This is a genomic window from Kitasatospora sp. NPDC058492, assembly GCF_042720685.1.
Lineage (GTDB): Bacteria > Actinomycetota > Actinomycetes > Streptomycetales > Streptomycetaceae > Kitasatospora.
Map to the genome: position 1 here is coordinate 1 of NZ_JBHXMU010000016.1, position 24,652 is coordinate 24,652.

A 24,652-nucleotide genomic window follows, 5' to 3' on the forward strand; every position below is an offset into this window, starting at 1 on the left:
ACCCCCGGCGGGGGGTCGGTGAGCGACGCCTGTCCGTCGTGGTTCGGGTTGTGAGGAAGTGAGAACGATGGCTGTGCATTCGGAGCGGGTGCAGACGCAGTCCCCGGATTCAGGGAAGGCTGCCGTGGCCGGAATTGAGACGAGTGCCGCCGGTGGTGGCGCCGACGGCACCCCCCGCAAGGGCGCCAGACCCGCAGGCGGGCCGAGCCTCGGCGCACGCCTGGCACCGTACCTGCTGCTGCTGCCCGCCACCGTGGCGACCCTCGCCCTGCTCGGCTGGCCGCTGGTGAAGACGGTCCTGCTGTCGTTCCAGAACCTCAACAAGCGCCAGTTCGTCCAGCACCTGACCGAGTGGAACGGCTTCGACAACTACAAGGAGCAGCTGACCGACCCGGACTTCTGGGCGGTCACCGGGCGCACCGTCGTCTTCACCCTGGTCAACGTCGTGCTGATCATGGTCGGCGGCACCCTGATCGGCCTGCTGCTCAACCGCCTCGGCAAGCGGATGCGGCTGCTCCTCTCGGTCGGCCTGCTGATGGCCTGGGCGATGCCCGTGGTCGCCGCGACCACCGTCTACACCTGGCTGTTCGACCAGCAGTGGGGCGTCGTCAACTGGTTCCTGGACAAGCTGGGTTGGCACGCGATGGCCGACTACAACTGGATGAGCGACCAGTACTCGACCTTCTTCGTGGTGATCCTGCTGATCGTCTGGCAGTCGGTCCCCTTCGTGGCGTTCAACATGTACGCCGGACTGACCACCATCCCCAAGGAGCTCTACGAGGCCGCCCGGATGGACGGCGCCGGCGCGTCCAAGATCTTCGGCTCGGTGATCTTCCCGAACCTGAAGCCGTTCTTCCTGGCCACGACGTTCCTGGAGATCATCTGGGTCTTCAAGGCCTTCACCCAGGTGTACGCGATCAACGGCGGCGGCCCCGAGAACCTGACCCGCACCCTGCCCGTGCACGCCTTCCTGGAGGGTTCGTCCGGGCAGCACTACGGCATCGGCTCCGCGATCGCGGTGCTCACCATCCTGATGCTGGGCGCGATGATGGCGTACTACTTCCGCATCATGATCAAGCAGGAGGACGAGCTGTGAGGCGCTCGCTCATCGGACGTACCTGGCCGAACGTGATCGCGGTCGTCCTCTTCGTCTTCTTCATCTTCCCCGTCTACTGGATGATCGCGACTGCCTTCAAGCAGGACAACGACATCATCAGCAAGACGCCGGTCTTCATCCCGTTCAACGGGACCCTCGACCACTTCACCACCGCGATCAACGCGCCCAACTTCTGGACGTACGTCACCAACAGCCTCATCGCCACCGTCGGTGCGGTGCTGATCTCGCTGGTGATCGCGACCCTCGCGGCCTTCGCCATCGCCCGGATGAAGTTCCGCGGCCGCAAGGCCTTCGTCCTGGTCGTCATGGTCGCGCAGATGGCGCCGTGGGAGGTCATGACCATCGCGGTCTACATGATCTCGCGCGACAACGAGATGCTGAACAGCCTCGTGCCGCTGACCTTCTTCTACATGATGATGGTGCTGCCCTTCACCATCTGGACGCTGCGCAGCTTCATCGCCGCGGTGCCGAAGGAGCTGGAGGAGTCGGCCATGGTGGACGGCTGCACCCGCTCCCAGGCCTTCGTGAAGGTGATCTTCCCGCTGCTGGCCCCCGGTCTGATGTCGACCTCGCTGTTCGGCTTCATCACCGCGTGGAACGAGTTCCCGCTCGTCCTGATCCTCAATAAGGAGGAGGGCAAGACCCTCCCGCTGTGGCTGTCGTCCTTCAAGACCGCCTTCGGCAACGACTGGGGCGCCACCATGGCGGCGTCCACGATGTTCGCCATCCCCGTGCTGATCCTGTTCGTCTTCCTGCAGCGCAAGGCGGTCGGCGGACTGACCGACGGCGCCGTGAAGGGCTGAGAAACGTGAGCATCCTCGTCCCCGCCGCTCCGGTCAGCGACCAGCTGCACCGTGACGCCCTGACCGTCCTGCAGCCCGGCTTCGTCGGCACCGAGCCGCCGCAGTGGCTGCGCCGCCACCTCGCCGCCGGGCTCGGCTCGGTCGCGCTGTTCGACCGCAACGTGGTCGACCTCGACCAGCTCGCCAAGCTCACCAAGGCGCTGCGCGAGGAGAACCCCGACCTCCTGATCGCCATCGACGAGGAGAGCGGCGACGTCACCCGGCTGGAGGCGGGCTCCGGCTCGTCCTGGCCCGGCAACCTCGCGCTCGGCGCGATCGACGACCCGGCGCTGACCCGGGACGTCGCCCGCGAGCTGGGCCGGGCGCTGGCCGCGGCCGGCGTCAACTACAACTGGGCGCCCACCGCGGACGTCAACTCCAACCCGCGCAACCCGGTCATCGGCGTCCGCTCCTTCGGCGCCGACCCGGAGCTGTGCGCCCGGCACACCGCCGCCTGGGTGGAGGGCCTCCAGTCGGCCGGCGTGGCCGCCTGCTCCAAGCACTTCCCCGGCCACGGCGACACCGCCGTCGACTCGCACCACGGGCTGCCGGTCATCGACGTCGACCTGGACGTGCTGCGCTCGCGCGACCTGATCCCGTTCCAGGCGGCGATCGCGGCGGGCACCAAGGCCGTGATGACCGCCCACATCATGATCCCGGCGCTCGACCCGAAGCTGCCGGCCACCCTCAGCCCGCTCGTGCTGCGCGACCTGCTGCGGGCCGCCCCGGCCGACGGCGGCCTCGGCTACCAGGGCCTGATCGTCAGCGACGCGATCGAGATGGGCGCCATCGCCGACACCTTCGGGATGGGCGACGGCACCGTGCTGGCCCTGGCGGCCGGCGCGGACGCGATCTGCGTCGGCGGCGGGCTGGCCGACGAGGACACCGTGCTGATGCTGCGCGACGCCATCGTGGCGGGCGTGCGGGCCGGCGTGCTCTCCGAGGAGCGGCTGGCGGACGCCGCCGACCGGGTCCGCTCGCTCGGCAGCTGGGGCCGGATCTCGGCCCAGGGCGAGCGGCCGGAGCCGGACCTCGCGGTCGGCCTGCGGGCCGCCCGCCGGGCGCTGAAGGTGGTCCGGGCGCCGGGCCACGAGCCGCAGCCGGTGTCCGAGCGCCCGTTCGTGGCCTCGTTCTCGGACGAGCCGAACATCGCCGTCGGCGACGTCACCCCGTGGGGCGTGGCCGGCATGCTGGCCGACCGCTTCCCCGGCACCCGCACCCGCGCGGTCTCGGCGGCGCAGGCCGCCCCCGAGCTGCTGGACGCCCTGGTCGCCGAGCTGGTGGCCGGCGCCGAGGGCCGCCGCCTGGTGCTGGTGGTCCGGGACGCGCACCGGCACGCCTGGATGTCCGCCGCGCTGGGCCGCCTGGTGGCGGCCCGGCCGGACGCCGCGGTGGTCGAGATGGGGCTGCCGCAGTCCGAGCCGGTCGGCGCGCTCTACATCGCCACCCACGGCGCCGCCCGGGTCTGCGGGCTGGCGGCCGTGGAGGTGCTCACCGGGCAGCCGGGAGCCATCGGCTGAGACCGAGGGGGGCGTCACCGGGAGTGTCCGGGAGGCGTCGGCCGACGGGCCCGTCATGCGCATGCCGCATGGCGGGCCCGTTCCGTTTCCCCGCCATTTGACCTGCGGATTCGCCAGGTGACCGTGTTCCCTCAAGTAGGCCTTAAATCCACCTTAAGTTCCACTTAGGGTGACGGTACGGCAACTGATCGCCACGGGGTACAACGGCTCTGCAACGGCCTTGGCGACGAGGCCATTTGGCCGTTGACACCACCTATGGTCTAGGCCAGAGTCCAGTCATCCGGTTCGAAATTCAACCTCACCGGATGTGGTATCAGCCCTCCCCGAAGCTCTTCGCCCCTGCCCGGACCCTCCGTTGCGGGCGCCATCACGCTGCCGGCGGGCAACACGGCTCTAGCACCCTCGGAGGATGGCGTGAAGAAGCGTCAGCTCATGTCGACGTTCGGAATCACTGCCCTGGCGATCGGGCTGACGGCCTGTTCATCGGCCGGTACGGCGTCGAAGGACGGCAAGAGCCCCGGCGCCGACCCGAAGGCCGCGAGCGGCACCGTCACCGTCTGGCTGATGGACGACGCCCAGAAGAACTGGCCCGACCTGGTGCAGCAGGTCAACGACCAGTTCGCGGCGAAGTACCCGAACGTCACCCTCAAGCTCGCCTACCAGGGCTGGGCCGACAAGGTGACCAAGCTCGACAAGGCGATCGCCGACGGCTCCGCGCCCGACGTGGTCGAGCTCGGCAACACCGAGACCATGAAGTACGTGCTCTCCGGCGCGCTGGCCCCGGTCGACCGGACCACCTTCGACAACTCCGACAGCTGGATCAAGGCGCTCGCCAACACCTGCACGTACCAGGACAAGCTCTTGTGCGTGCCCTACTACGCCGGCGCCCGGGTCGCCATCTACAACACCGCCACCTTCCAGCAGGCCACCGGCAGCGCCGAATTCCCCAAGACCGAGGCCGACCTGACGGCGGTCCTGGACAAGGTCGCCGACAAGAACAAGGCCGACAAGAGCTACTCCTCGCTCTACCTGCCCGGCCCGTACTGGTACGCCGCGATGAGCTACGTGGCCGCGTACGGCGGCAGCATCGCCAAGTTCGACAGCTCCGGCAACTGGCACGGCACCCTGCACGACGCCAAGTCCCAGCAGGGCATCAGCCACTTCGTCGACCTGGTCCGCAAGTACACCAAGGGCGACCTGACGGTGAACGAGCAGAACCAGTTCGAGTCGATGGCCCGCGGGCGCGCCGCGTCCTTCTACGGCAACGGCTACGAGGCGGCCAGCGTCGTCGCGCCGGGCACCGGCGACCCGAGCCTCAAGGACACCGTCAAGATGGCCACCATGCCCGGCCCGGACGGCAAGCCGCTGCCCACCTTCATCGGCGGCTCCGACCTCGCGGTCACCGCCAAGTCCACGCAGGTCGAGCTGGCCACCGACTGGGTGCGGATGTTCACCAGCACCAAGTCCCAGCAGACGCTGGCCGACAAGGACATCCTGCCGAACAACCTCACCCAGCTGAACCCGCTGAAGAACAAGCCGACCACCGCCGCGGCGGCCAACGCGGTGCCGGACGCCTGGTTCACCCCGCTGGCCCCCGGCTGGGGCGCGATCGAGAAGCAGAAGATCCTGCCCGACATGCTGACCGGCATCCTCAAGGGCAAGTCGGTGGACCAGGCCACCAAGGACGCCGACGCCGCGATCGACCAGCTGATCAACAAGGCGTCCTGACCCGGCGCCGCCGTTTGTACAGGCCTGGGGCCCGTCCCGTCCGGGGCGGGCCTTCGGGTGTGCCCGCCCGGGGCGGCCCCCGTAGGATTGCGGCAGGAAACCACCGCAGCGAGTGTGCGGACTCGCCGCCGTAGAGGTCCCCGTCGGGCAACCTGCCCGGAGGGGTCGAACCATCTCATCGGAGGCACATCCTGATGTCCGACCCGCAGACTGTTTCCGTTCCCGGCCGGATCATGGCGGCGGAGATGGCCGAGCAGCCGGCCGTCCTCCAGCGCATCCTCGACGAGGGTGCCCCGAAGATCCGCCAGATCGCGGCCGAGATCGCCGCCCGCAACCCTCGCTTCGTCCTGCTGACCGCGCGCGGCACGTCCGACAACGCGGCGCTGTACGCCAAGTACCTGATCGAGATCCTGCTCGGCAAGCCGGCCGGCCTGACCTCGATGTCCACCACCACCGCGTACGGCGCCAAGCCGGACCTCACCGACGTCCTGGTCATCACCGTCAGCCAGTCCGGCGGCTCGCCCGACCTGGTGGCCTCCACCAAGGCCGCCCGCGAGGCCGGCGCCATCACCCTCGCCGTCACCAACAACGCGTCCTCGCCGCTGGCCGAGGTCTCCGAGTTCCACATCGACGTGCTGGCCGGCCCGGAGAAGGCGCTGCCCGCCACCAAGACCTACACCGCCGAACTGCTGGCGCTCTACCTGCTGGTCGAGGGCCTGCGAGGCGGCGACGGTGCGGCGGCCAAGGAGCTGCCCGGCCTGGCCGCCGGCGTCCTGGCCCGCCACGCCGAGGTGAAGGCGCTGGCCGAGCGGTACCGCTTCGCCCAGCGCCTGGTCATCACCTCGCGCGGCTACGGCTACCCGACCGCCCGCGAGGCGGCGCTGAAGCTGATGGAGACCACCTACATCCCGGCCTCCCCGTTCTCCGGCGCCGATCTGCTGCACGGCCCGCTGGCCATGGTGGACAACGTCTCGCCGGTCATCGCGATCGTCCCGGACGGCAAGGGCGGCGAGGCCCTGCAGCCGGTGCTGGACCGCCTGCGCGGCCGCGGTGCGGACCTGGTCGTGGTCGGCCAGCAGGCGCAGGTGGACGCCGCCTCGGCCGGCTTCGCCCTGCCGGCCGGCGTGCCGGAGGAGGTCCAGCCGATCCTGGAGATCCTCCCGCTGCAGCTGCTGGCCTACGAGGTCACCATCGCCCGCGGCCAGGACCCGGACGCCCCGCGCGCCCTGGCCAAGGTCACCGAGACGCACTGAGGCACGGCGCCACGCGATCGGGCCCCCGTCCACAGGCTGTGGACGGGGGCCCGACTCGTTGAGCGGCGGAACATGGCTTCGGCGGGGGAGCGCCCGGAACGCGTCGCGCCCCTCGGCCGGACAGGGCCTGGCGCTCGGCGTACCCGGAAAGCACTACGGGCCACGGCGCCGACACGGGACCCTCAACCCATGCGGCACCGCAGCCCGGAGCTGTCGTCGGTCGCCGGAGTCGATCGAGAACTGTGCGGGGTCCTCGTTCGGCGGCGTCCGACCGAGGAAAGGCCTCGCGCGGTCAGGGCAGTTGCGCGGTGGGCCTCTCCTTGGTGCCCTTTCATTGTGGACTAGACCAATCTGGGTTGTCCAGGCCGCTCCGGAAATTGGTCTGGACAACTTCGGGAAGCGGGCTCCGCCGCAGGCCCGGCGCATGATCCGTTCCCCGGTCCGCCGCGCCGCGCCCCGACCGGCGGCGCTACCCTCGCCATGTGCCCTCGCTGAACGAACTCGTCCGCCGCCACACCACCCTGACCGGGGCCGATGTGGAATGGCTCCACATGCTGGTCTCGGAGTGGCAGCTCCTCTCCGACCTCTCCTTCGCCGACCTGGTCCTGTGGATCCCCACCTGGGACGGCATCCGCTACGTCTCGGTGGCGCAGATGCGGCCCAACACCGGCCCCACCTCCTACCAGGACGACATGGTCGGCCACCTCGTCCCGCGCGGGCGCCGCCCGCTGCTGGACGCCGCCTTCGACGAGGGCCGGATCGTGCGCGAGGGCGACCCGGAGTGGCGCGAGGAGGTGCCGGTCCGGGTCGAGTCCATCCCGGTCCGGCGCGAGGGCAAGGTGCTCGGGGTGATCGCCCGCAACACCAACCTGCTGACCGTCCGCACCCCCAGCCGGCTGGAGCTCACCTACCTGCAGAGCGCCTCCGACCTGGCCCAGATGATCGCCGCCGGCAGCTTCCCCTTCCACGGCGTCGAACAGATCGACATGGACGCCGCCCCCCGGGTCGGCGACGGCCTGATCCGGCTCGACGCGGACGGCATCGTCACCTACGCCAGCCCCAACGCCCTGTCCGCCTACCACCGGCTCGGCCTCACCACCGACCTGGTCGGCAGCCACCTGGGCCGGGCCACCGCCGAACTGGTCCCGCCCTCCCGGGCGGCCGTGCACGAGGCGCTGGTGAAGCTGGCGAGCGGCTGGGCGCCGCGGCAGACCGAGGTCGAGGTGCAGGGCGGGGTGGTGACCCTGCGGGCCATCCCGCTCAAGCCCAAGGGCACGCTGACCGGTTCGCTGGTGCTCTGCCGGGACGTCACCGAACTGCGCCGCCGCGACCGCGAGCTGATGACCAAGGACGCCACCATCCGGGAGATCCACCACCGGGTGAAGAACAACCTGCAGACCGTCGCCGCCCTGCTGCGGCTGCAGTCCCGCCGGATGGAGTCGGAGGCCGGCCGGGCCGCGCTGGACGAGGCGGTGCGCCGGGTCGGCTCGATCGCGATCGTGCACGAGACGCTGTCCCAGGCGCTGGACGAGCAGGTGGCCTTCGACGAGATCGCCGACCGGGTGCTGGCGATGGTGATGGAGCTGTCCCAGGACGGCCGGGTGGCGACCCGCCGCAGCGGCAGCTTCGGCATCCTGTCCGCCGAGGTGGCCACCCCGCTGTCGATGGTGCTGAACGAACTGCTGCAGAACGCGCTGGAGCACGCCTTCGGCCCGTCCGCCTCCGGGAACCTGGAGGTCAGCGCGCTGCGCGGGCGGGCCCCGGCGACCGGGGCGGGCTGGTCGGACAGCTGGAACGGCGGCGCCCGGCCGGAGGAGTTCCTGCTGATCACGGTGCAGGACGACGGCCGCGGCATGCCCGAGGGGTTCGACCCGCAGACGGCGGGCAACCTCGGCCTGCAGATCGTCCGCACGCTGGCCACCGGCGAGTTGGGCGGCACCTTCGACATGGTGGCCGGTCCGGACGGCGGCACCAAGGTGATCCTGGAGATCCCGGTCCGCTGATCCGCCGACCGGTCCGCGGTGCGGTCTGCGGTGCGGTCCGCGGAAAGGTGCATCGAGGCGCGCGGTGGGGGCGTGCACTCGGCGAAAGCGCCGGGTGCCCACCCCGCGAGCCCGGCGCGGGTCGGCCCGCGCGGGGGCGTGCCAGGGTGCGGGCGCGCCGGGGCGCGCACACAGAACGGGGCGCGAAAACAGAAACGAGGCCCTGTCGACCGGGGGGGGTGGGTCGACAGGGCCTCTCAACCCGTTCCGGCCGTCGGGGGGAGTCGGCCGGAACGGGGGCTCTGGGTGGTGCGACACCTCGCCCGTGCGTTGCACACGGTGAGCGCCACAGCTCCACGATATTGCTCTAAGTGAACAGTATCAAGTGGCTGGACGGTCCGGTGTCGCGGGACCTCGCCAGGCAAGGCCCTTTGTGCGGAAGGCTTCACCAGGAGGTGCAGGGAAGCCTTTGATCATGTGTTGATCGGTGTTTCGGTTACTGCTGGTGTTACGGCGTGTGATCAGGCGGTGCGGGCGCGGTTGCGGGCGGCACGGCGCTTCATCGCGCGACGCTCGTCCTCGCTCATACCGCCCCAGACGCCGGCATCCTGGCCGGTCTCAAGAGCCCACTGCAGGCACTGCTCCATGACCGGACAGCGGCGGCACACGGCCTTGGCTTCCTCGATCTGCAGCAGAGCAGGACCGGTGTTCCCGATCGGGAAGAACAGCTCCGGGTCCTCTTCGCGGCAGACAGCGCGGTGGCGCCAGTCCATGGTCGTCCAACTCCTCCTGCCGGCGGGGGGCACCCGGTCGGCATAATCGATGGCTTGTGAATGTGGCTTGTGAATGTGAACGCTTTCACGAATCCCGCAACAGCAAAAGAGACCAAAGGCCCGCCGGGGCCCGGGTGGTCTGTGCTGGGGAGGGATTCGGCGATTCGAGGGACGCTCCGCGGTCGACACCCGCCAGGTTCTGAGGTTGCCGTCGCTGCGATGCGTCCCGATCGCCATGTAGAGGTTCGCAAACCTCGGGCCCGGATACAACCCCCTTCAGGGAGGAATTTTTGATTCTTCGGTGTCGCCTAGCTCACAGCCAGTACTTCTATGGGGTGAAGGGGGCTTGTGCGTTCGAGAAGAAGGGCGAAACCCCCTTCCGGTCACACAATCACACGCAGTGCCCGCCGTACGCCTGTGAAACTGACGCGACTCCTGTCTCCAAGGTGGTCCCCGTCAACCTGGAACGGGGCCGGTTCCTCTGAAACCAAGGTGAAGTGTCTGACGTCGTGATAGGAGACGACGTGCTTGCCGGACGGGCCGGCCGGCGGGGCGCCTTCGCTCGAAGAGGCGTACGACCGCAGGATCTGACGGATCGTTCGAACGGTGCCGAACGCCGTCATCCGGGTGATCCCGAAGACGTCGAGATCGGTGTCGAAGGAGGCGAGCGGTGAGGGGTACACCGGGCGGTTGCCGAGGAACGTCCACGGTGAGGTGTTGCTGACTATGGCCAGGGCCAGGCCCGGCACGCCCTCTCGGCCCGGTAGTTCCAGGGCCACGGGCCCGGAACGACGCTGCTCACGCTGGGTGACGTAGTGCCGCAGCGCCTGCCCCACATAGAGCGCGTGGGTGGACTTGCGCCCCAACCGGCGCTGCTCCTCGACCCGGCCGACCACCCCGGCGTCGAAGCCCAGGCCGGCGGTGAAGGTGAACCAGCGGTCCGGCAGCCCGTCGGTCATCGCCTTGCCCAGGCCGACCGGCCGCTCGCTCCCGTGCTCCAGCGCGTACAGCAGGGCGCCGGTGGCCTCCACCGGGTCGTTGGGCAGGCCCAGCGCGCGGGCGAACACATTGGTCGAACCGCCCGGCACCACGGCCAGTCGCGGGACCTTCTCGCCCGGGCCGTGCGTGAGCAGCCCGTTCACCACCTCGTTCACGGTGCCGTCGCCGCCGAGCGCCACCACCAGGTCGACCGTGCCGTCCTCCGAGGCCTCGCGGGCCAGGTCGCGGGCGTGGCCCCGGTACTGCGTCTCGGCCACCTCCAGCTTGAGGTCGCTGCGCAGCGCGTGGATCAGTACGTCCCTGGTGCGGCCACTGGTGGTGGTGGCCTTGTGGTTCACGACCAGGAGAGCGCGCATGGGGAAAGCCTACGGGTCGGTACGGACCAACCGGCGGCTACCCTGCTGGAGTGACCGCAGAATCCTCCGCACCCGTACCCACGGCGGGCCCGGCCCGCCCCTTGGCGCTGACCGTGGGCGCCGCCATCACCGCCCTGGAGGGCGCCGCGCTGGCCGTCGTCGGCGTCTGGGACATGGTGTCCGCGCTGTCCGGCCAGTCCAAGCAGCTCGCCCTGAACGAGTTCGGCGGCCTGGTCATCGTGCTGCTCGGCGTGCTGCCGGTGCTGGCCGCCCGCGCGCTGCTCAAGGAGCGCCGCTGGGGCCGCAGCCCGGCCGTGCTCACCAACTCGATCTGCCTGCCGATCGGGTACTACATGCTGGAGAGCGGCGGCGCGATGATCGGCGTCGGCGTGCTGGTCGGCCTGCTCGGGCTGGTCGGCATCGGCGCGCTGCTGAACCCGAAGTCGACGGCGGCCCTGTACGCGTCGCACGAGGGCTGAGCGCACAGGGCCGCCGGGGGTCGGCCGCCGGTTGAGCGGCCGTCAGTCCTACTCCTCCACCAGGAGCTTCTCCCGCAGCTGGGCCAAGGTCCGGGCCAGCAGGCGGGACACGTGCATCTGGGAGATCCCCACCTCGGCGGCGATCTGCGACTGGGTCATGTTCCGGAAGAACCGCAGCACCAGGATCTTCTGCTCCCGGGGCGGCAGTTGGGCCAGCAGCGGCTTGAGCGACTCGCGGTACTCGACGCCCTCCAGTGCCTCGTCGGTGGCGCCGAGGGTGTCCGCCACGGCCGGCGACTCGTCGTCGCTGTCCGGGACGTCCAGGGACAGCGTGGAGTACGCGTTGGCGGACTCCAGGCCCTCCAGGACGTCCTCCTCGGAGATCCCCAGGTGCTCGGCGAGCTCGTGCACCGTGGGGGAGCGCCCGTGCCGCTGGGAGAGCTCGCTGGTCGCCGTGGTGAGCGACAGCCGCAGCTCCTGGAGGCGGCGCGGCACCCGGACCGCCCAGCCCTTGTCGCGGAAGTGCCGTTTGATCTCGCCGACGATGGTCGGCGTGGCGTAGGTGGAGAACTCGACCCCGCGCTCGTGGTCGAAGCGGTCCACCGACTTGATCAGGCCGATGGTGGCGACCTGGGTCAGGTCGTCCAGCGGCTCGCCCCGGTTGCGGAACCGCCGGGCCAGGTGCTCGACCAGCGGGATGTGCATCCGCACCAGCTGGTTGCGCAGCTCGACGCGCTCCGGGGAGCCGTCGGGCAGCGCGGACAGCCGGACGAACAGCGCGCGGGCCGCCTCCCGGTCCGGTGCGCCCGAGCGGTGCGGGGCCGGGGCCGGGGCCGGCGCCTGGACGGGCACCGCGGTGCGCAGGTCCGCGGCCTCGTCCGCCGGATCGGACGGGGGCGGGGATGCGGGCGACGGTTCAGACGTCGGCTCGGTCGGGTGGCTCATCCGGTGGGCGTCCTTCGGGTGCGCATCGTCGTTGGCGGCGAGGCCAGGAACGCTCGCCTGGGTCGGTACGGCAGGTCCCGCCGTCGCGAGGCCGGTACGGTCCAGATCACTCACGGCCATTCCCCCGTTCCGTTCCGGGAGCACCGGGGCCCTCGGGCCCCGGCATCGTCTCGTTGGTCGTACCGCGTGGGGAGCGGTACCGGGCGCCGCCCGCCCGGCCCCTGATCGGGGACCGGGCGGACGGCCCTTGTGCGGTGCTGGTCGACGCCCCGGCTAGTGGGCGACGGGGCCGCCGCGCTTCTTGTGCAGGCTGATCGACACGGTCTTGTCCTCGCCGACCGAGGAGTCGACCTCGCCGGCCAGGGCGGAGAGCACCGTCCAGGCGAAGGTGTCCCGTTCGGGCGCCTTCCCGTCGGTGGTGGGGGCGGTGACGGTCACCTTCAGCGAGTCGCCGACCAGCCGGAACTCGCAGGTCAGGACGGAGCCTGGCACCGCCTGCTGGAGCAGGATGGCGCAGGCCTCGTCGACCGCGATCCGCAGGTCCTCGATCTCGTCGAGGGTGAAGTCGAGTCGTGCCGCCAGGCCGGCCGTCGCTGTTCGCAGGACCGAGAGGTAGGCACCCGCCGCGGGCAGCCGGACCTCCACGAAGTCCTGCACTCCGGGCTCGCCGTCGATCTGGGACACCCTCACCTCCTGGGTGACGCGCTGTGCTTCCGGGCCGGTGGCCGCGGCACTGTCTGTTGCTTGGCTCAACTGCTTCGCCCCAACTGTCCAGAGGGGTGGTGCGGTACGTACCGGTCATACCCTTCGCGGGGCGACCGGACGCCGCGTATCCGCCTGAGACCTTACCGCCTTCCGCACGCCGGCCGGGGCTCGGGAGTCACTCATGGTAAGCCATCGCGACGCAGGGTGGCAGGGGTTCGGACGGTCCGTTCAGTGACCGTCGCCGGCGGCGGCGAGCGCCTCGCCGGTGAGCCGGTAGACGGTCCAGCCGTCCATCGGCACCGCGCCGAGGGACTTGTAGAAGTCGATCGAGGGCGTGTTCCAGTCGAGCACCGACCACTCCACCCGCGCGTAGCCGCGCTCGACGGCGATCCGCGCCAGTTCCAGCAGCAGCGCCTTGCCGTGGCCGCCGCCGCGGGACTGCGGGCGGACGTACAGGTCCTCCAGGTAGATCCCGTGGGTGCCGCGCCAGGTCGAGAAGTTGAGGAACCAGACCGCGAAGCCGACCGGCTCGCCGGTGGCGTCGTCCTCGGCGATCAGGCCGAACAGCGCCGGGTTGGCGCCGAACAGGGCGTCGCGCAGCTGCTCCTCGGTGGCCACGGCCTCCTGCGGGGCCTTCTCGTACTCCGCGAGCTCGCGGATCAGGGCGAGGATGACGGGAACGTCGGTCACGACGGCGGTGCGGATCATGCCGCGAGCCTACTGCGCGCCCCCGCCCCCGGCCCAGGCCCTGATCGGGGCCCGGGCCGGGGGCGGGCGGGTCAGCGGGCCGGGACGGTGCGCAGGTAGTCGGCCAGCGCGGTGATCGCGGCCGGGTTGCGCGGGCTCTCCACCAGGTCGACGTAGTCCAGGACGAAGATCCGGTCGTTCCTGACCGCCGAGACGCCGGCCAGCGGCGGGAAGGACTTCAGGAAGGCGCGCTTGGCGTCGGCGCCGGTCTCGCCGTAGTTGTTGATCAGGATCACCTCGGGGTCGCGCTGCACCACGCTCTCCCAGCCGACGGTGACCCAGGTGTCCGCGAGGTCGCCCATCACGTTGGCCCCGCCGGCCTTGGCGATGATCTCGTCGGCCGCGGCGAACTTCCCGGCGGTGTACGGCTTGTCCTGCCCGCTGTCGTACAGGAACACGGACGGCCGGCGCTCGGGCTGCGGGGCGGCGGCGACCTGCGCCTTGAAACCGGCGACCAGCTTGTCCGCCCGGTCGCGGACGTCGAAGATCTCGCCGAGGTTGGCCAGGTCGGTGTAGAGCGCGTCCAGCGGGGACATCACGCCGCGCTCGGTGCCCTTGCCGCTGCGGCAGGACTCGCTGAGCACGTACGAGGCGATGCCGAGGTCCCCCAGCGCCTGCGGGGTGAAGCCGCGGCCCTCGTCGAAGCCGTAGTGCCAGCCGGCGAAGACCAGGTCGGCCTTGGCGCCCAGCACGATCTCCTTGGTGATCTCCTTCTTGGAGAGCCACGCGGTCTGCTGGTAGCCGTCCTTCCAGGCGACCTGGTCGACCCGGCCCTTGTCGTCGGGCATCACGTAGCCGGCCATCCGGTCGGCCAGGCCGAGGGCGAGCATCAGCTCGGTGATGCCGACGTCGTTGGTCACCGTCCGGGCGGGCTTCTGCGGGAAGGTGAGCTTGGTGCCGCAGTTCTCCACGGTCACCGGGTAGTGGGCGGAGGCGGCGGTGGCGTCGCCGCTCGGGGCGATCTCGGCGCCGCAGGCGGTGAGCCCGAGGGTGAGCAGGGCGGTGATGGCAACGGCCTTGGTGCGCACGGGGGTTCCTTCGGGGGGTGGGTCAGATCCGGTCGAAGAGCAGTTGGACGGCGCCGGTCACCGGGTGCCGGACGGGGGTGGCCCGGACGCCGAACACCTCGGCCAGCAGGGCGGGTCGGAGCACCTCGGCGGGCGGCCCCGAGGCGACGATCCGGCCGGCCCGTAGCACGTACAGCAGGTCGCAGTGGCCGGCCGCCAGGTTGAGGTCGTGCAGCGCGGTGAGCACCGTCGGGCCGGCCTCCCGGACCAGCGCCAGCACGTCCAACTGGTGGGCGATGTCCAGGTGGTTGGTGGGCTCGTCCAGCACCAGCAGCCGGGGCTCCTGGACCAGCGCGCGGGCGATCAGCACCCGCTGCTTCTCGCCGCCGGACAGGCTCAGGAAGCCCCGCCCGGCCAACTGCTCGGCGCCGACCTTGCGCAGCGCCTCCGCGCAGCGCGCGTGGTCGTCCGCACCCGGGCCGCCCAGGCCGCGCCGGTGCGGCAGCCGGCCCATGGCGACCACCTCGGCCACCGTGAAGTCGAACTCGGCGGAGTACTCCTGGGGGAGCGCGGCCACCCGCCGGGCGGCCTCGCGCGCGGTCAGCGCGTGCAGGTCCGTGCCGTCCAGCAGGACGGCCCCGGCGGCCGGCCGCAGCGCCCGGTAGACGCAGCGCAGCAGCGTCGACTTGCCGCTGCCGTTCGGTCCGATCAGTCCGACCACCTGCCCGGCGGCGGCGTCCAGGGCGACGTCGTGGACCAGCCGGGCACCGGCCAGCTCGACCGAGACGGAGTCCAGGGCGAGATCCATCAGCGGCCTCCGAAGGAATAGCCGCGACGGCGCATCAGCAGCAGGAAACAGGGCACCCCGAGCACCGCGGTGACCACCCCGACCGGCAGTTCGGCGGGCGCCAGCAGGGTGCGCGAGACGATGTCCACCCAGACCAGCAGCAGCGCCCCGGCGAGCGGCGCGACCAGCAGCACCCGGCGGTGCCCGGCGCCGACCAGCATCCGGGCCAGGTGCGGCACCATCAGCCCGACGAAGCCGATCGCCCCGCTGACGGCCACCACCGTGCCGGTGACGGCGGCGGTCACCACGAACAGCTCGCGGCGCAGCCGGTCCGGGTCCACGCCCAGCGAGGCGGCCGTCTCGTCGCCCATGGCGAGCGCGTCCAGCCGGCCGGCGGCGCAGGCCAGGTACGCCAGGCCGGCCAGCACGGTGGCGGCGGCGATCGGCACCGAGCCCCAGGTGGCGCCGCCGAGGCTGCCGAGCAGCCACATCATGGCGTCCCGGGCGGCCTCGCCGCGGGCGGCCGCGAAGACCATCAGCGCGGTGACGGCGGAGAAGCCGTAGGAGAGCGCGGTGCCGGTGAGCACCAGCCGCAGCGGGGTGAGCCCGTAGGCCGTCCGCGCCGCGAGGTAGACCAGCACCATGGCGACCAGCGCGGAGCCGAACGCGGAGGCCGAGATCGCCCACACCCCGAGCGAGGCGAAGGCGCCGAGCAGCAGCACCGCGTTGGCGCCGACGGCCGCGCCGGAGGAGATGCCGAGTACGAACGGGTCGGCCAGCGCGTTGCGCACCAGGGCCTGGACGGCGACCCCGGTGGCGGCCAGCCCGGCGCCGACCACGGCGGCCAGCACGGCGCGCGGCAGCCGGATCTCCCAGACGATCGCGTAGGCGGCGGCCTCCTCCGCCTCCAGCCGTCCGCCCGTCAGCCCGGCGGCCAGCAGCCGCAGGACGCGGGGCAGGCCGATCCCGGAGGCGCCCAGCGCCACGCCGCAGAGCAGCGAGAGCAGCAGGGCGGCGGCCAGGCCGACGGCGAGCGGGAGGGCGGGTATTCGGCGGGCGGGCGGGCTCGTTGCGCCACTGCCCGCGGCTGCGGTGCTGCTCACGGTGCGCCTTGCCTCGGGCCGCGGGTGCGCGGGGGCGGCACCGGTCGGGCGCGGGCCCGGGCGCCATCCCCTCGCAGTCCACGGCGAGTTGTCGGGAGTTCAGCGGCCGGGGGCGATCGGGCTGGCGCGGCCCCGGGGGCCGTGCTCACCGTTGCGGGTCAGCGCCGGATTCACACCGGACTTCCCCCTCGGACGCCCTGGCAGCATAACAGCCACTCAGGCTAGGCAACCCTTACCGGGCTCGGGTGGGGCGTGAACGCACGACCGCCCCCGTCCGGGCTCGCGGACGGGGGCGGTCGGGTGGCGACGCGTCAGGCTCAGGCCTGCTTGGTCTCCCAGAAGATCTTGTCGACCTCGGCGATCAGGTCCAGCAGGGCCTGGCCGGTGGCGGGGTCGGTGGACGCCTTGGCGGCCGAGGCGGCCTTCAGGGTGTCGTTGATCAGCTGGTGCAGCTGCGGGTACTTCTCGAAGTGCGGGGCCTTGAAGTAGTCGCTCCACAGCACCGAGATGTGGTGCTTGACGGCCTCGGCACGCTGCTCCTTGATGATCAGGGCGCGGGTGCGGAAAGCCGGGTCCTCGTTGGCCTGGTACTTCTCCTGGGTGCCCTTGACCGACTCGGCCTCGATCCGGGCCTGCGCCGGGTCGTACACGCCGCAGGGCAGGTCACAGTGGGCGTGGGCGGTGGCGCGCGGTGCAAACAGACGAGAGAACATGGGAGTCCTTCCTTAGATCGTCTTCCCGCGCCCGAGATTACCCTTCCGCCCCCGGGGTTTCGCGATCGGGCGGTGGGCCTAGGGCAAAAGGCGGACCCGGAACCGGGGTAATCCGGACATCGAACGGATCGAACGGGGTGACGGTCCGTACGGCAGACTGGGACCGGGCGGTCCGGGAGGAGGAGTCGTGGCGCGGAGCACGGAACCAGCGGGTACGGAACCGGCGGGCACGGAACCGGCGGGCACGGAACCCCGGGGGCGGGGCCGGGGCGGCGGCGCGGTGCCGTTCGGGCTGGTCGACGTGGCGGGCCCGTCGATGGTCCCGACCCTGCGCGAGGGCGACCAGTTGCTGGTGCGCTACGGCGCGCCGATCCGGCCCGGCGCGGTGGTGCTCTTCCGGCACCCCTTCCAGCAGGACCTGCTGGTGGTGAAGCGGGCCGCCGAGCGGCGTCCGAGGGGCTGGTGGCTGCTGTCCGACAACCGGCCGGTGGACAGCGACAGCCGAAGCTACGGCCCGGTCCCGGACGAACTGGTGCTCGGCCGGGTGCTGCTGCGGCTGCGCCCGCGCCCGGCCTGGCTGGCGCCGGGGCGGCGGCTGGAGCGGCTGCTGCTGAGCACCCGGCTGGCCCGGGTGCCGGGCCTGGCCCGCCGCCTGGGCGTCTGGGCGGAGCAGCTCTGACCCCCTGGGCCCTGCCGGGGACCTAGCCGGCGGCGCCGAGTGCCGCGGCCTCGGCCTCCTGGCGCTTGCGGGCCCGGTACGCGGCGACGTTGGCGCGGGTCGCGCAGCGGTCCGAGCAGTAGCGGCGGGAGCGGTTGGTCGAGGTGTCCAGGTAGGCGTTGCGGCAGGGCGCGGCCTGGCAGATGCCGAGCCGGTCGGCGCCCAGCTCGGTCAGGTGGACGGCCAGGCCCATGCAGGCGACCGCGCTGAAGTGCGCGGTGGCGGTCGGCGAGTTGTCGGCCAGGTGCAGGTGCCAGCGCGGCCGGCCGGCGTCGTCCAGGTAGTCGTGCCCGGAGACCAGCGGGCTGACCGGGTACTCCATCAGCAGGCTGTTCAGCAGGTCGACGCCCCGGATCTCGTCGCCCTCGGCGGCGGCCTCGAAGACCCCGCGCAGCCTGGTCCGCACCGCCCGCAGCCGGGGCAGGTCGGACTCGTCGGCCTGTGCGGCGGCCCGCGAGGAGTCGGAGAACAGGCCGCGCACCGCGTCCACGGACGTCAGCGTGTCGGTGCCGCGTTCGGGCTCCTCGGTGTTCACCAGCCGAACGGCGAGATCGGCGTACGAGGCGAGCTCCACGGAGGTCCTTCCAAAAGGTCGGTAACGGGCTGATTGCGTCCAGCCTATTACCTGGGTGGGGAAAACGTCGGCGCCCGGCAGGAGCAGCCTGCCGGGCGCCGGTCGGTACGGTTCTACAGCACCTTGGAGAGGAAGGCGCGGGTGCGCTCGTGCCGGGGGTCGGTGAGCACCTCGCGGGGGTTGCCGGACTCGACCACCACACCGCCGTCCATGAACACCAGCGCGTCGCCGACCTCGCGGGCGAAGCCCATCTCGTGGGTGACGACCACCATGGTCATGCCCTCCTCGGCGAGGCCGCGCATGACGTCGAGGACGTCGCCGACCAGTTCGGGGTCGAGCGCCGAGGTGGGCTCGTCGAACAGCATCAGCTTGGGCTTCATGGCCAGCGCGCGGGCGATCGCGACGCGCTGCTGCTGGCCGCCGGAGAGCTGGGAGGGGTAGTTCTTCGCCTTGTCGGCGAGGCCGACCCGCTCCAGCAGGACCATCGCCCGCTCCCGGGCGGCGGCCTTGCTCTCGCCCTTGACCTGGACCGGGGCCTCCATGACGTTCTCGACGGCCGTCATGTGCGGGAACAGGTTGAAGCGCTGGAAGACCATGCCGATGTCGCGCCGCTTGACGGCGACCTCGCGGTCCTTGAGCTCGTAGAGCTTGTCGCCCTTCTGCTGGTAGCCGACCAGTTCGCCGTCCACCCAGAGGCGTCCGCCGTTGATCTTCTCCAGGTGGTTGATGCACCGCAGGAAGGTCGACTTGCCGGAGCCGGAGGGGCCGATCAGGCAGAACACCTCGCCCTGCTTGACCTCCAGGTCGATGCCCTTGAGCACGTGCACGGAGCCGTAGGACTTGTGGACGCTCTCGGCGCGCACCATCGGCTGCCCGGTGGCGGCGGCCGGGGTCTTGCTCAGGTCGGTCATACGTGACCACCTCCCTCAAGCCCCGGGACGACGTCGGCGCCGGTCTTCGGGGCGGGCTTCCCGGCGAACAGGCCCCGCAGCCGCTGCACCGGGGTGGGCGGGAGGGTCCGGTTGGAGCCGCGGGCGTAGTAGCGCTCGATGTAGTACTGGCCGATGGTCAGCAGCGAGGTGAAGAACAGGTACCAGAGGCTGACCACGATCAGCAGCGGGATGTTCTGGTAGTTCCGGGAGTAGATGACCTGACCGGCCCGGAAGATCTCCTCCAGGGAGATCACGCTGACCAGCGAGGTGGTCTTGAGCATCGAGATGGTCTCGTTGCCGGTCGGCGGGATGATCACCCGCATGGCCTGGGGCAGGACGATCCGGCGCATGGTCTGGAACCGGCTCATGCCGAGCGCGTGGGCGGCCTCGGTCTGGCCCTCGTCCACCGACTGGATGCCGCCGCGGACGATCTCCGCCATGTAGGCGGCCTCGTTGAGGCCGAGGCCCAGCAGGGCGGCGACGAAGGTCGGGATCAGGACGTTGGTGTCCGCGGACCAGAACTCCGGCCCCCACGGGACGCCGATCGACAGCTTGGCCCAGATCAGGCCGAGGAAGTTCCAGAACACCAGCTGCACCAGCACCGGGGTGCCGCGGAAGACCCAGATGTACATCCAGGCGGTGCCGGAGAGCAGGGGGTTCGGGGACAGGCGCATCACGGCGAGGACGATGCCGCCGATCACGCCCATCAGCATGGAGAGGACGGTCAGTTCCAGCGTGACGACCATGCCGTGCACGATGCTGTCGTGGAACAGGTACTGCCCGACGATGTCCCACTTGAAAGCGGGGTTGGTGAAGAGGGCGCTCAGCAGCATCGCCGCGAGCAGGGCGATGACGACGGCGCCCACCCAGCGTCCGGGGTGGCGGACCGGGACGGCCTTGATGGTCTCAGGCCGTCCCTCCTCCGCCTTCCCCTTGTCCAGAGAGTTCACGGTGTGGCCTCGGGGGAGAGAGGGAGCAGGCGGACGGTCAGTTCACGGCGCCGTTGACGGTCGACTTGTCGAGGGCGCCGGACTCGACGCCCCACTTGGTGAGGATCTGCTTGTAGGTGCCGTCGTCGATCAGCGACTGGACGGCGCCCTGGATCGCGGGGGTGAGCTTGGAGCCCTTGGCGACGGCGACGCCGTAGGGGGCCACGCCGTAGGTGGAGCCGAGCTTCTCCAGCTGGCCGCCGGCCTGCTTGATCGCGTAGTCGACGACCTGGGAGTCGGCCATCATCGCCTGGTCGCGGCCGGAGACGACGGCGTTGGTGACGTCCGTCTGGAGGTCGAACTTGTCGCCGTCGTTCTGGATGCCCGGCTTCCCGTTCTTGGCGCAGTCCGGGTTGCGGGTGTCCTTGATCTCGTCGGCCTGGGTGGTGCCGGTCTGGACGGCGACCTTCTTGCCGCACAGGTCGTTGGGGTCGACCTTGTCGGGGTTGCCCTTCTTGACCGCGATGGCGCTGCCGGAGTTGAAGTAGGTCACCATGTCGACGACCTGCTCGCGCTCCTTGTTGTCCGTGAAGGACGACATGCCGAGCTGGAACTTGTTCGACTGGATGCCGGGGATGATCGCGGTGAAGCCGGAGTCCTGGACGTCGGCCTTCAGCCCGAGCTTGGCCGCGATGGCGTTGGCCAGGTCCACGTCCATGCCGATGACCTTGCCGCTGTCGTCCTTGAACTCGTCCGGCGCGTACGAGGCGTCCGCGCCGACCAGGAGCTTGCCGGAGGACTTGACGTCGGCGGGGACGAGGGCGGCGAGCTTGTCGTCGGCCTTGACCGCGTTGACGGTCGCGGAGGCGTTGGGCGCGCCGCTGCCGCCGTCGCTCTTGCTGCTGCTGCAGCCGGTCAGGACGAGGGTGACGGAGGCGGCAACCGCGCCGGCCGCGAGAAGCCGGGTGCGCTGGGTACGGGCGGTCATGAGGGGGATCTCCTCCTGAGGGAGAGGGCGGGCGGAGCGCGCCGCGGGGGCGGCACACCGGGGCGGCAGGGTCGTACGGCGCTGTACGGGTGTATTTCGCTGTACGTCGTCGTACGTGCAGGGCCGGGTGGTGCGGTGCCTGTGCGGACGGGCCGCCCAGGTTGCTACGGGGTACTGCTTCCGCCACCCTCCGCCGAGGTGGACGTCAAGCGAACCGCCTCGACCAGTGGCCGGCTCGATCCGAGATGGGGGGAATCCTGCCATCTGTGAACGGTCAGATGGCCCTCATCCAGATCAAAATCGGATAACGAGGGCCCGGGCTGTCCGCTATTCGGACTTATTCCGTGTTCCTGTCACTCCGTGCATAAGTATGCAGATCCCTCTGCCCGGTGCCCGGAGGCCCGCCGCCCCGGCTCGGATGCCGCCGTCGACCACGGCGCAGGGACGTGCGGCCGCCACGGTGACGCGTGGGTGTACGCGAAATGGCGGACATGCGATCCGGCCATCCCGCACTCCCGGGCCCGGCAGCGGGTGTGTCAGAATTCGGTACCGGGTGACCCCCGAACGCTCGAACCAGACCGACGAGCCCCGACAGGCTCGGGGTGTCCGGGAACGGAAGTCATCACGTGGCTCCGTATCCGGGACGCCGACTCCCCAGCGCGTCTGCGTTCACTCCTGCGGGTGCGCGTGCCGCCATCACCGTTGCCGCCGCCGGAGCCCGGCGCTTCCGACGCCGGGCCCCGGTGACGCGACAGCTCGGCGATGAACTGCACGTGACGAGGACGAAAAGGCATAGGTGCGATGCCTTGGTCCGACCTACGCTCGGCCCGGAAGCACAACGCGGACCAACAAGACCCATAAAACCCTCATCCGAGGGCGCCGCCCGACGGCAGCGCCCCGACCCAGCCCCCGGGTCCGCTTCGGCGTACCCGGTTTCCGGTTTCCGGACGGGTCGTCCTGTCCGTCGGTCGCGCACCCTCGCCAGATCAATGACGAAGAGGTCATCGTGGCAGCGGAGATCATCAGCAGCACCCAGGACACCGTCGATCCGGTCGACGCCGTTTTCGCGCTCCACCGCGGCGGCAAGATGGAGATCAGGGCGACCGTCCCGGTGCGCGACGCGGACGACCTGTCCCTCGCCTACACGCCCGGTGTCGCCCGCGTCTGCACGGCCATCGCCGAGCAGCCGGAGCTGGTCAACGACTACACCTGGAAGTCCAACACCGTCGCCGTGGTCACCGACGGCACCGCCGTGCTGGGCCTCGGCGACATCGGCCCGGAGGCCTCCCTGCCCGTGATGGAGGGCAAGGCCATCCTGTTCAAGCAGTTCGGCGGCGTGGACGCGGTGCCGATCGCGCTCGCCTGCACCGAGGTCGACGAGATCGTCGAGACCGTGGTGCGGCTGGCGCCCTCTTTCGGCGGCGTCAACCTGGAGGACATCTCCGCCCCCCGCTGCTTCGAGATCGAGCGCCGGCTCCAGGAGGCCGTGGACATCCCGGTCTTCCACGACGACCAGCACGGCACCGCGATCGTCACCACCGCCGCCCTGTGGAACGCGGCCAAGGTGACCGGCCGTGAGATCGGCTCGCTGCGGGCCGTCATCTCCGGCGCCGGCGCGGCCGGCATCGCCATCGCCAAGATGCTGGTGGCGGCGGGCATCGGCGACGTCGCGGTCTGCGACCGCAAGGGCGTGGTGTACGACGGCCGCGGCGACCTCACCGACGTCAAGGCCGAGATCGCCGAACTGACCAACCGCACCGGCCTCAAGGGCACCCTGGCCGACGCGATGGCCGGCGCCGACGTGTTCATCGGCGTCTCCGGCGGCACCGTGCCGGAGGAGGTCGTCGCGACCATGGCCGCGGGCGCGTTCATCTTCGCGATGGCCAACCCCACCCCGGAGATCCACCCCGAGGTCGCACACAAGTACGCGGCGGTCGTCGCCACCGGGCGCAGCGACTTCCCGAACCAGATCAACAACGTGCTGGCCTTCCCCGGTATCTTCGCCGGCGCCCTCCAGGTGCGGGCCAGCCGGATCACCGAGGGCATGAAGCTGGCCGCCGCCAAGGCGCTGGCCGGTGTCGTCGCCGACGAGCTGACGCCGCAGAAGGTCATCCCCTCGCCGTTCGACGAGCGGGTCGCCCCGGCGGTCACCAAGGCCGTCGCCGAGGCCGCCCGGGCCGAGGGCGTGGCCCGGATCTGACGATCCGGGCGCCGCTGCCGGGCAGGCCCGGCGTGAGCGGCGCCGCCGACACGGCCGGGGCCGGGACACGCGTCACACCCGCGCGTGGTTCCCGGCCCCGGCCGGCGCGGCTATCGTCCGCAGCATGTTTGCTGCCTACGCCGCACGTATCGACGCCGATGACCCGCTCAGCGGACTGGAGTTGGGCGAACTCCCCGAGCCGCAGGCCCGCCCCGGATGGAGCGTGGTCACGGTCAGGGCCGCCAGCCTCAACCACCACGACCTGTGGTCGCTGCGCGGGGTCGGCCTGCCCGCCGGCCGACTGCCGATGATCCTCGGCTGCGACGCCGCCGGTGTCGACGAGCACGGCAACGAGGTCGTCCTCCACTCGGTGATCGGCCAGAGCGGCCACGGGGTCGGCCCGGACGAGCCCCGGTCCATCCTGACCGAGCGTTACCAGGGCACCTTCGCCCAGCAGGTGGCCGTGCCCACCTGGAACCTGCTGCCCAAGCCCGCCGAACTCAGCTTCGAAGAGGCCGCCTGCCTGCCCACGGCCTGGCTGACGGCCTACCGGATGCTGTTCACCAACGCCGGGGTCAAGCCCGGCGACACCGTCCTGGTGCAGGGCGCGGGCGGCGGCGTGGCGACCGCGCTGATCGTCCTCGGCAAGGCCGCCGGGCTGCGGGTCTGGGTCACCGGCCGGGACGAGGCCAAGCGCCGCCGGGCGGTCGAACTCGGCGCCGACGCCGCCTTCGAGAGCGGCGCCCGGCTGCCCGCCCGGGTGGACGCGGTGATGGAGACGGTCGGCGCCGCGACCTGGGCGCACTCGGTGAAGGCGCTGCGCCCGGGCGGCACCGTCGTCATCTCCGGTGCCACCTCCGGCCCCAACCCGAGCACCACCGAGCTGAACCGGATCTTCTTCCTGGAGCTCAAGGTGGTCGGCTCGACCATGGGCACCAAGGAGGAACTGGCCGGGCTGCTCTCGCTGTGCGCGACCACCGGCGTCCGACCGGTGATCGACTCGGTGCTGCCGCTGGCCGAGGCCCGGGACGGCTTCGCGCGGCTCGCCAAGGGCGACGTGTTCGGCAAGATCGTGCTGACGCCGTGACGCCGTGACGCCGTGACGCCGTGACGCCGTGACGCCGTGACGCCGTGACGCCGTGACGCCGTGACGCCGTGACGTCTTGTGATCCTGGCGCCGTGCGGCCCTGAGGCGGACCGGCGCGGGCCCCGGCGCCGGGCGGGGCGGGGCGGGGGGGGGGCGGGGGGCGGCCCG

Annotated in this window: 23 protein-coding genes and 1 riboswitch; of the genes, 10 read left to right on the forward strand and 13 right to left on the reverse strand. The window is 71.2% G+C overall.

Features of this window, described 5'->3' with window-relative positions:
• The first annotated feature begins 67 nt into the window (after nt 1-67).
• From ACFWPI_RS12965 to ACFWPI_RS12990, 6 genes are all read left to right on the forward strand, one after another.
• A complete protein-coding gene (locus tag ACFWPI_RS12965; protein ID WP_371517174.1) occupies nt 68-1,096 on the forward strand; it encodes a carbohydrate ABC transporter permease in 1,029 nt (342 codons plus the stop codon).
• Nucleotides 1,093-1,920: a carbohydrate ABC transporter permease gene (locus tag ACFWPI_RS12970; protein WP_063347862.1), complete on the forward strand. Its 828-nt coding sequence runs from the start codon at nt 1,093-1,095 to the stop codon at nt 1,918-1,920. The genes ACFWPI_RS12965 and ACFWPI_RS12970 overlap by 4 nt, the downstream gene beginning before the upstream one ends.
• 5 nt (nt 1,921-1,925) lie before the next feature.
• The gene (locus tag ACFWPI_RS12975) at nt 1,926-3,479 is read left to right on the forward strand and encodes a glycoside hydrolase family 3 protein (protein ID WP_380379098.1); all 1,554 of its coding nucleotides are present in this window, start codon (nt 1,926-1,928) and stop codon (nt 3,477-3,479) included.
• Between the two features lie 432 nt (nt 3,480-3,911).
• On the forward strand, nt 3,912-5,207 hold the full coding sequence (locus ACFWPI_RS12980) for an extracellular solute-binding protein (RefSeq protein ID WP_380379100.1): 1,296 nt from the start codon (nt 3,912-3,914) through the stop codon (nt 5,205-5,207).
• Nucleotides 5,208-5,401: 194 nt separating this feature from the next.
• Nucleotides 5,402-6,460 (forward strand): SIS domain-containing protein, encoded by a 1,059-nt coding sequence (locus ACFWPI_RS12985; RefSeq protein WP_380379102.1) that lies wholly within the window; start codon nt 5,402-5,404, stop codon nt 6,458-6,460.
• 482 nt (nt 6,461-6,942) lie between these two features.
• Nucleotides 6,943-8,463 carry a sensor histidine kinase gene (locus ACFWPI_RS12990; protein ID WP_244293369.1) on the forward strand — a complete coding sequence of 507 codons (1,521 nt, stop codon included), beginning with the start codon at nt 6,943-6,945 and terminating at the stop codon, nt 8,461-8,463.
• 500 nt (nt 8,464-8,963) lie between these two features.
• Here ACFWPI_RS12990 and ACFWPI_RS12995 read toward each other — a convergent pair whose 3' ends face one another.
• Both ACFWPI_RS12995 and ACFWPI_RS13000 read right to left on the reverse strand, forming a co-directional pair.
• Complete coding sequence (locus ACFWPI_RS12995) at nt 8,964-9,215, reverse strand: WhiB family transcriptional regulator (protein ID WP_014138019.1); 252 nt, start codon at nt 9,213-9,215, stop codon at nt 8,964-8,966.
• A gap of 383 nt (nt 9,216-9,598) precedes the next feature.
• Nucleotides 9,599-10,570, reverse strand: a complete 972-nt coding sequence (locus ACFWPI_RS13000; protein WP_063347858.1) for a diacylglycerol kinase family protein — start codon at nt 10,568-10,570, stop codon at nt 9,599-9,601.
• Nucleotides 10,571-10,620: 50 nt separating this feature from the next.
• On the opposite strand from ACFWPI_RS13000, the gene ACFWPI_RS13005 reads away from it, so the two are divergent.
• Nucleotides 10,621-11,049 carry a hypothetical protein gene (locus ACFWPI_RS13005; RefSeq protein WP_159398434.1) on the forward strand — a complete coding sequence of 143 codons (429 nt, stop codon included), beginning with the start codon at nt 10,621-10,623 and terminating at the stop codon, nt 11,047-11,049.
• 48 nt (nt 11,050-11,097) lie between these two features.
• Here the strand turns inward: ACFWPI_RS13005 and ACFWPI_RS13010 are convergent, their stop codons facing one another.
• The 7 genes from ACFWPI_RS13010 to sodN all read right to left on the reverse strand — a co-directional run bounded on the left by ACFWPI_RS13010 (nt 11,098) and on the right by sodN (nt 17,056).
• Nucleotides 11,098-12,108, reverse strand: coding sequence for an RNA polymerase sigma factor SigF (locus tag ACFWPI_RS13010; protein WP_380379105.1), 1,011 nt, complete (start codon nt 12,106-12,108; stop codon nt 11,098-11,100).
• A 159-nt stretch (nt 12,109-12,267) separates the two neighbouring features.
• Nucleotides 12,268-12,678, reverse strand: coding sequence for a hypothetical protein (locus tag ACFWPI_RS13015; RefSeq protein WP_063347857.1), 411 nt, complete (start codon nt 12,676-12,678; stop codon nt 12,268-12,270).
• 249 nt (nt 12,679-12,927) lie between these two features.
• Nucleotides 12,928-13,407 carry a GNAT family N-acetyltransferase gene (locus ACFWPI_RS13020; protein WP_380379107.1) on the reverse strand — a complete coding sequence of 160 codons (480 nt, stop codon included), beginning with the start codon at nt 13,405-13,407 and terminating at the stop codon, nt 12,928-12,930.
• 71 nt (nt 13,408-13,478) lie between these two features.
• Nucleotides 13,479-14,474: an ABC transporter substrate-binding protein gene (locus ACFWPI_RS13025; protein WP_380379108.1), complete on the reverse strand. Its 996-nt coding sequence runs from the start codon at nt 14,472-14,474 to the stop codon at nt 13,479-13,481.
• 22 nt (nt 14,475-14,496) lie between these two features.
• A complete protein-coding gene (locus ACFWPI_RS13030; protein ID WP_380379110.1) occupies nt 14,497-15,261 on the reverse strand; it encodes an ABC transporter ATP-binding protein in 765 nt (254 codons plus the stop codon).
• The gene (locus ACFWPI_RS13035) at nt 15,261-16,343 is read right to left on the reverse strand and encodes an iron ABC transporter permease (protein ID WP_063347854.1); all 1,083 of its coding nucleotides are present in this window, start codon (nt 16,341-16,343) and stop codon (nt 15,261-15,263) included. The genes ACFWPI_RS13030 and ACFWPI_RS13035 overlap by 1 nt, the downstream gene beginning before the upstream one ends.
• Before the next feature lie 89 nt (nt 16,344-16,432).
• A riboswitch (cobalamin riboswitch) is annotated at nt 16,433-16,572 on the reverse strand.
• A gap of 88 nt (nt 16,573-16,660) precedes the next feature.
• Nucleotides 16,661-17,056 carry a superoxide dismutase, Ni gene (gene sodN / locus ACFWPI_RS13040; protein WP_063347853.1) on the reverse strand — a complete coding sequence of 132 codons (396 nt, stop codon included), beginning with the start codon at nt 17,054-17,056 and terminating at the stop codon, nt 16,661-16,663.
• Between the two features lie 316 nt (nt 17,057-17,372).
• Here sodN and sodX point away from each other — a divergent pair, with 316 nt between their 5' ends.
• A complete protein-coding gene (gene sodX / locus ACFWPI_RS13045) occupies nt 17,373-17,735 on the forward strand; it encodes a nickel-type superoxide dismutase maturation protease (RefSeq protein ID WP_079136256.1) in 363 nt (120 codons plus the stop codon).
• A 22-nt stretch (nt 17,736-17,757) separates the two neighbouring features.
• On the opposite strand, the gene ACFWPI_RS13050 is transcribed toward sodX, so the two are convergent.
• The 4 genes from ACFWPI_RS13050 to ACFWPI_RS13065 all read right to left on the reverse strand — a co-directional run bounded on the left by ACFWPI_RS13050 (nt 17,758) and on the right by ACFWPI_RS13065 (nt 21,197).
• Nucleotides 17,758-18,348, reverse strand: a complete 591-nt coding sequence (locus ACFWPI_RS13050; protein ID WP_063347852.1) for a CGNR zinc finger domain-containing protein — start codon at nt 18,346-18,348, stop codon at nt 17,758-17,760.
• Nucleotides 18,349-18,461: 113 nt separating this feature from the next.
• Nucleotides 18,462-19,259, reverse strand: a complete 798-nt coding sequence (locus tag ACFWPI_RS13055; RefSeq protein ID WP_363371803.1) for an amino acid ABC transporter ATP-binding protein — start codon at nt 19,257-19,259, stop codon at nt 18,462-18,464.
• Nucleotides 19,256-20,230: an amino acid ABC transporter permease gene (locus ACFWPI_RS13060; protein WP_063347850.1), complete on the reverse strand. Its 975-nt coding sequence runs from the start codon at nt 20,228-20,230 to the stop codon at nt 19,256-19,258. Before ACFWPI_RS13060 ends, ACFWPI_RS13055 begins: the two co-directional genes overlap by 4 nt.
• A 37-nt stretch (nt 20,231-20,267) precedes the next feature.
• Nucleotides 20,268-21,197, reverse strand: a complete 930-nt coding sequence (locus ACFWPI_RS13065; protein WP_063347849.1) for an ABC transporter substrate-binding protein — start codon at nt 21,195-21,197, stop codon at nt 20,268-20,270.
• A 1,006-nt stretch (nt 21,198-22,203) separates the two neighbouring features.
• Here ACFWPI_RS13065 and ACFWPI_RS13070 point away from each other — a divergent pair.
• Together ACFWPI_RS13070 and ACFWPI_RS13075 are read left to right on the forward strand one after the other, a co-directional pair.
• Nucleotides 22,204-23,397, forward strand: a complete 1,194-nt coding sequence (locus tag ACFWPI_RS13070; RefSeq protein ID WP_063347848.1) for an NADP-dependent malic enzyme — start codon at nt 22,204-22,206, stop codon at nt 23,395-23,397.
• 124 nt (nt 23,398-23,521) lie between these two features.
• Entirely contained in the window at nt 23,522-24,484 is a 963-nt protein-coding gene (locus tag ACFWPI_RS13075) for a zinc-binding dehydrogenase (RefSeq protein WP_063347847.1), read from the forward strand.
• The last annotated feature ends 168 nt before the right edge of the window (nt 24,485-24,652 follow it).

Excerpts from the sequence above, each read along its gene's own strand:
- sodX (WP_079136256.1), top strand. The coding sequence starts at position 17,373 with ATGGTCCCGACCCTGCGCGAGGGCGACCAGTTGCTGGTGCGCTACGGC.
- ACFWPI_RS13020 (WP_380379107.1), bottom strand. The coding sequence starts at position 13,407 with ATGATCCGCACCGCCGTCGTGACCGACGTTCCCGTCATCCTCGCCCTG.
- sodN (WP_063347853.1), bottom strand. The coding sequence starts at position 17,056 with ATGTTCTCTCGTCTGTTTGCACCGCGCGCCACCGCCCACGCCCACTGT.
- ACFWPI_RS12995 (WP_014138019.1), bottom strand. The coding sequence starts at position 9,215 with ATGGACTGGCGCCACCGCGCTGTCTGCCGCGAAGAGGACCCGGAGCTG.
- ACFWPI_RS13065 (WP_063347849.1), bottom strand. The coding sequence starts at position 21,197 with ATGACCGCCCGTACCCAGCGCACCCGGCTTCTCGCGGCCGGCGCGGTT.
- ACFWPI_RS12965 (WP_371517174.1), top strand. The coding sequence starts at position 68 with ATGGCTGTGCATTCGGAGCGGGTGCAGACGCAGTCCCCGGATTCAGGG.
- ACFWPI_RS13075 (WP_063347847.1), top strand. The coding sequence starts at position 23,522 with ATGTTTGCTGCCTACGCCGCACGTATCGACGCCGATGACCCGCTCAGC.
- ACFWPI_RS13030 (WP_380379110.1), bottom strand. The coding sequence starts at position 15,261 with ATGGATCTCGCCCTGGACTCCGTCTCGGTCGAGCTGGCCGGTGCCCGG.
- ACFWPI_RS12980 (WP_380379100.1), top strand. The coding sequence starts at position 3,912 with ATGTCGACGTTCGGAATCACTGCCCTGGCGATCGGGCTGACGGCCTGT.
- ACFWPI_RS13055 (WP_363371803.1), bottom strand. The coding sequence starts at position 19,259 with ATGACCGACCTGAGCAAGACCCCGGCCGCCGCCACCGGGCAGCCGATG.
- ACFWPI_RS12985 (WP_380379102.1), top strand. The coding sequence starts at position 5,402 with ATGTCCGACCCGCAGACTGTTTCCGTTCCCGGCCGGATCATGGCGGCG.
- ACFWPI_RS13000 (WP_063347858.1), bottom strand. The coding sequence starts at position 10,570 with ATGCGCGCTCTCCTGGTCGTGAACCACAAGGCCACCACCACCAGTGGC.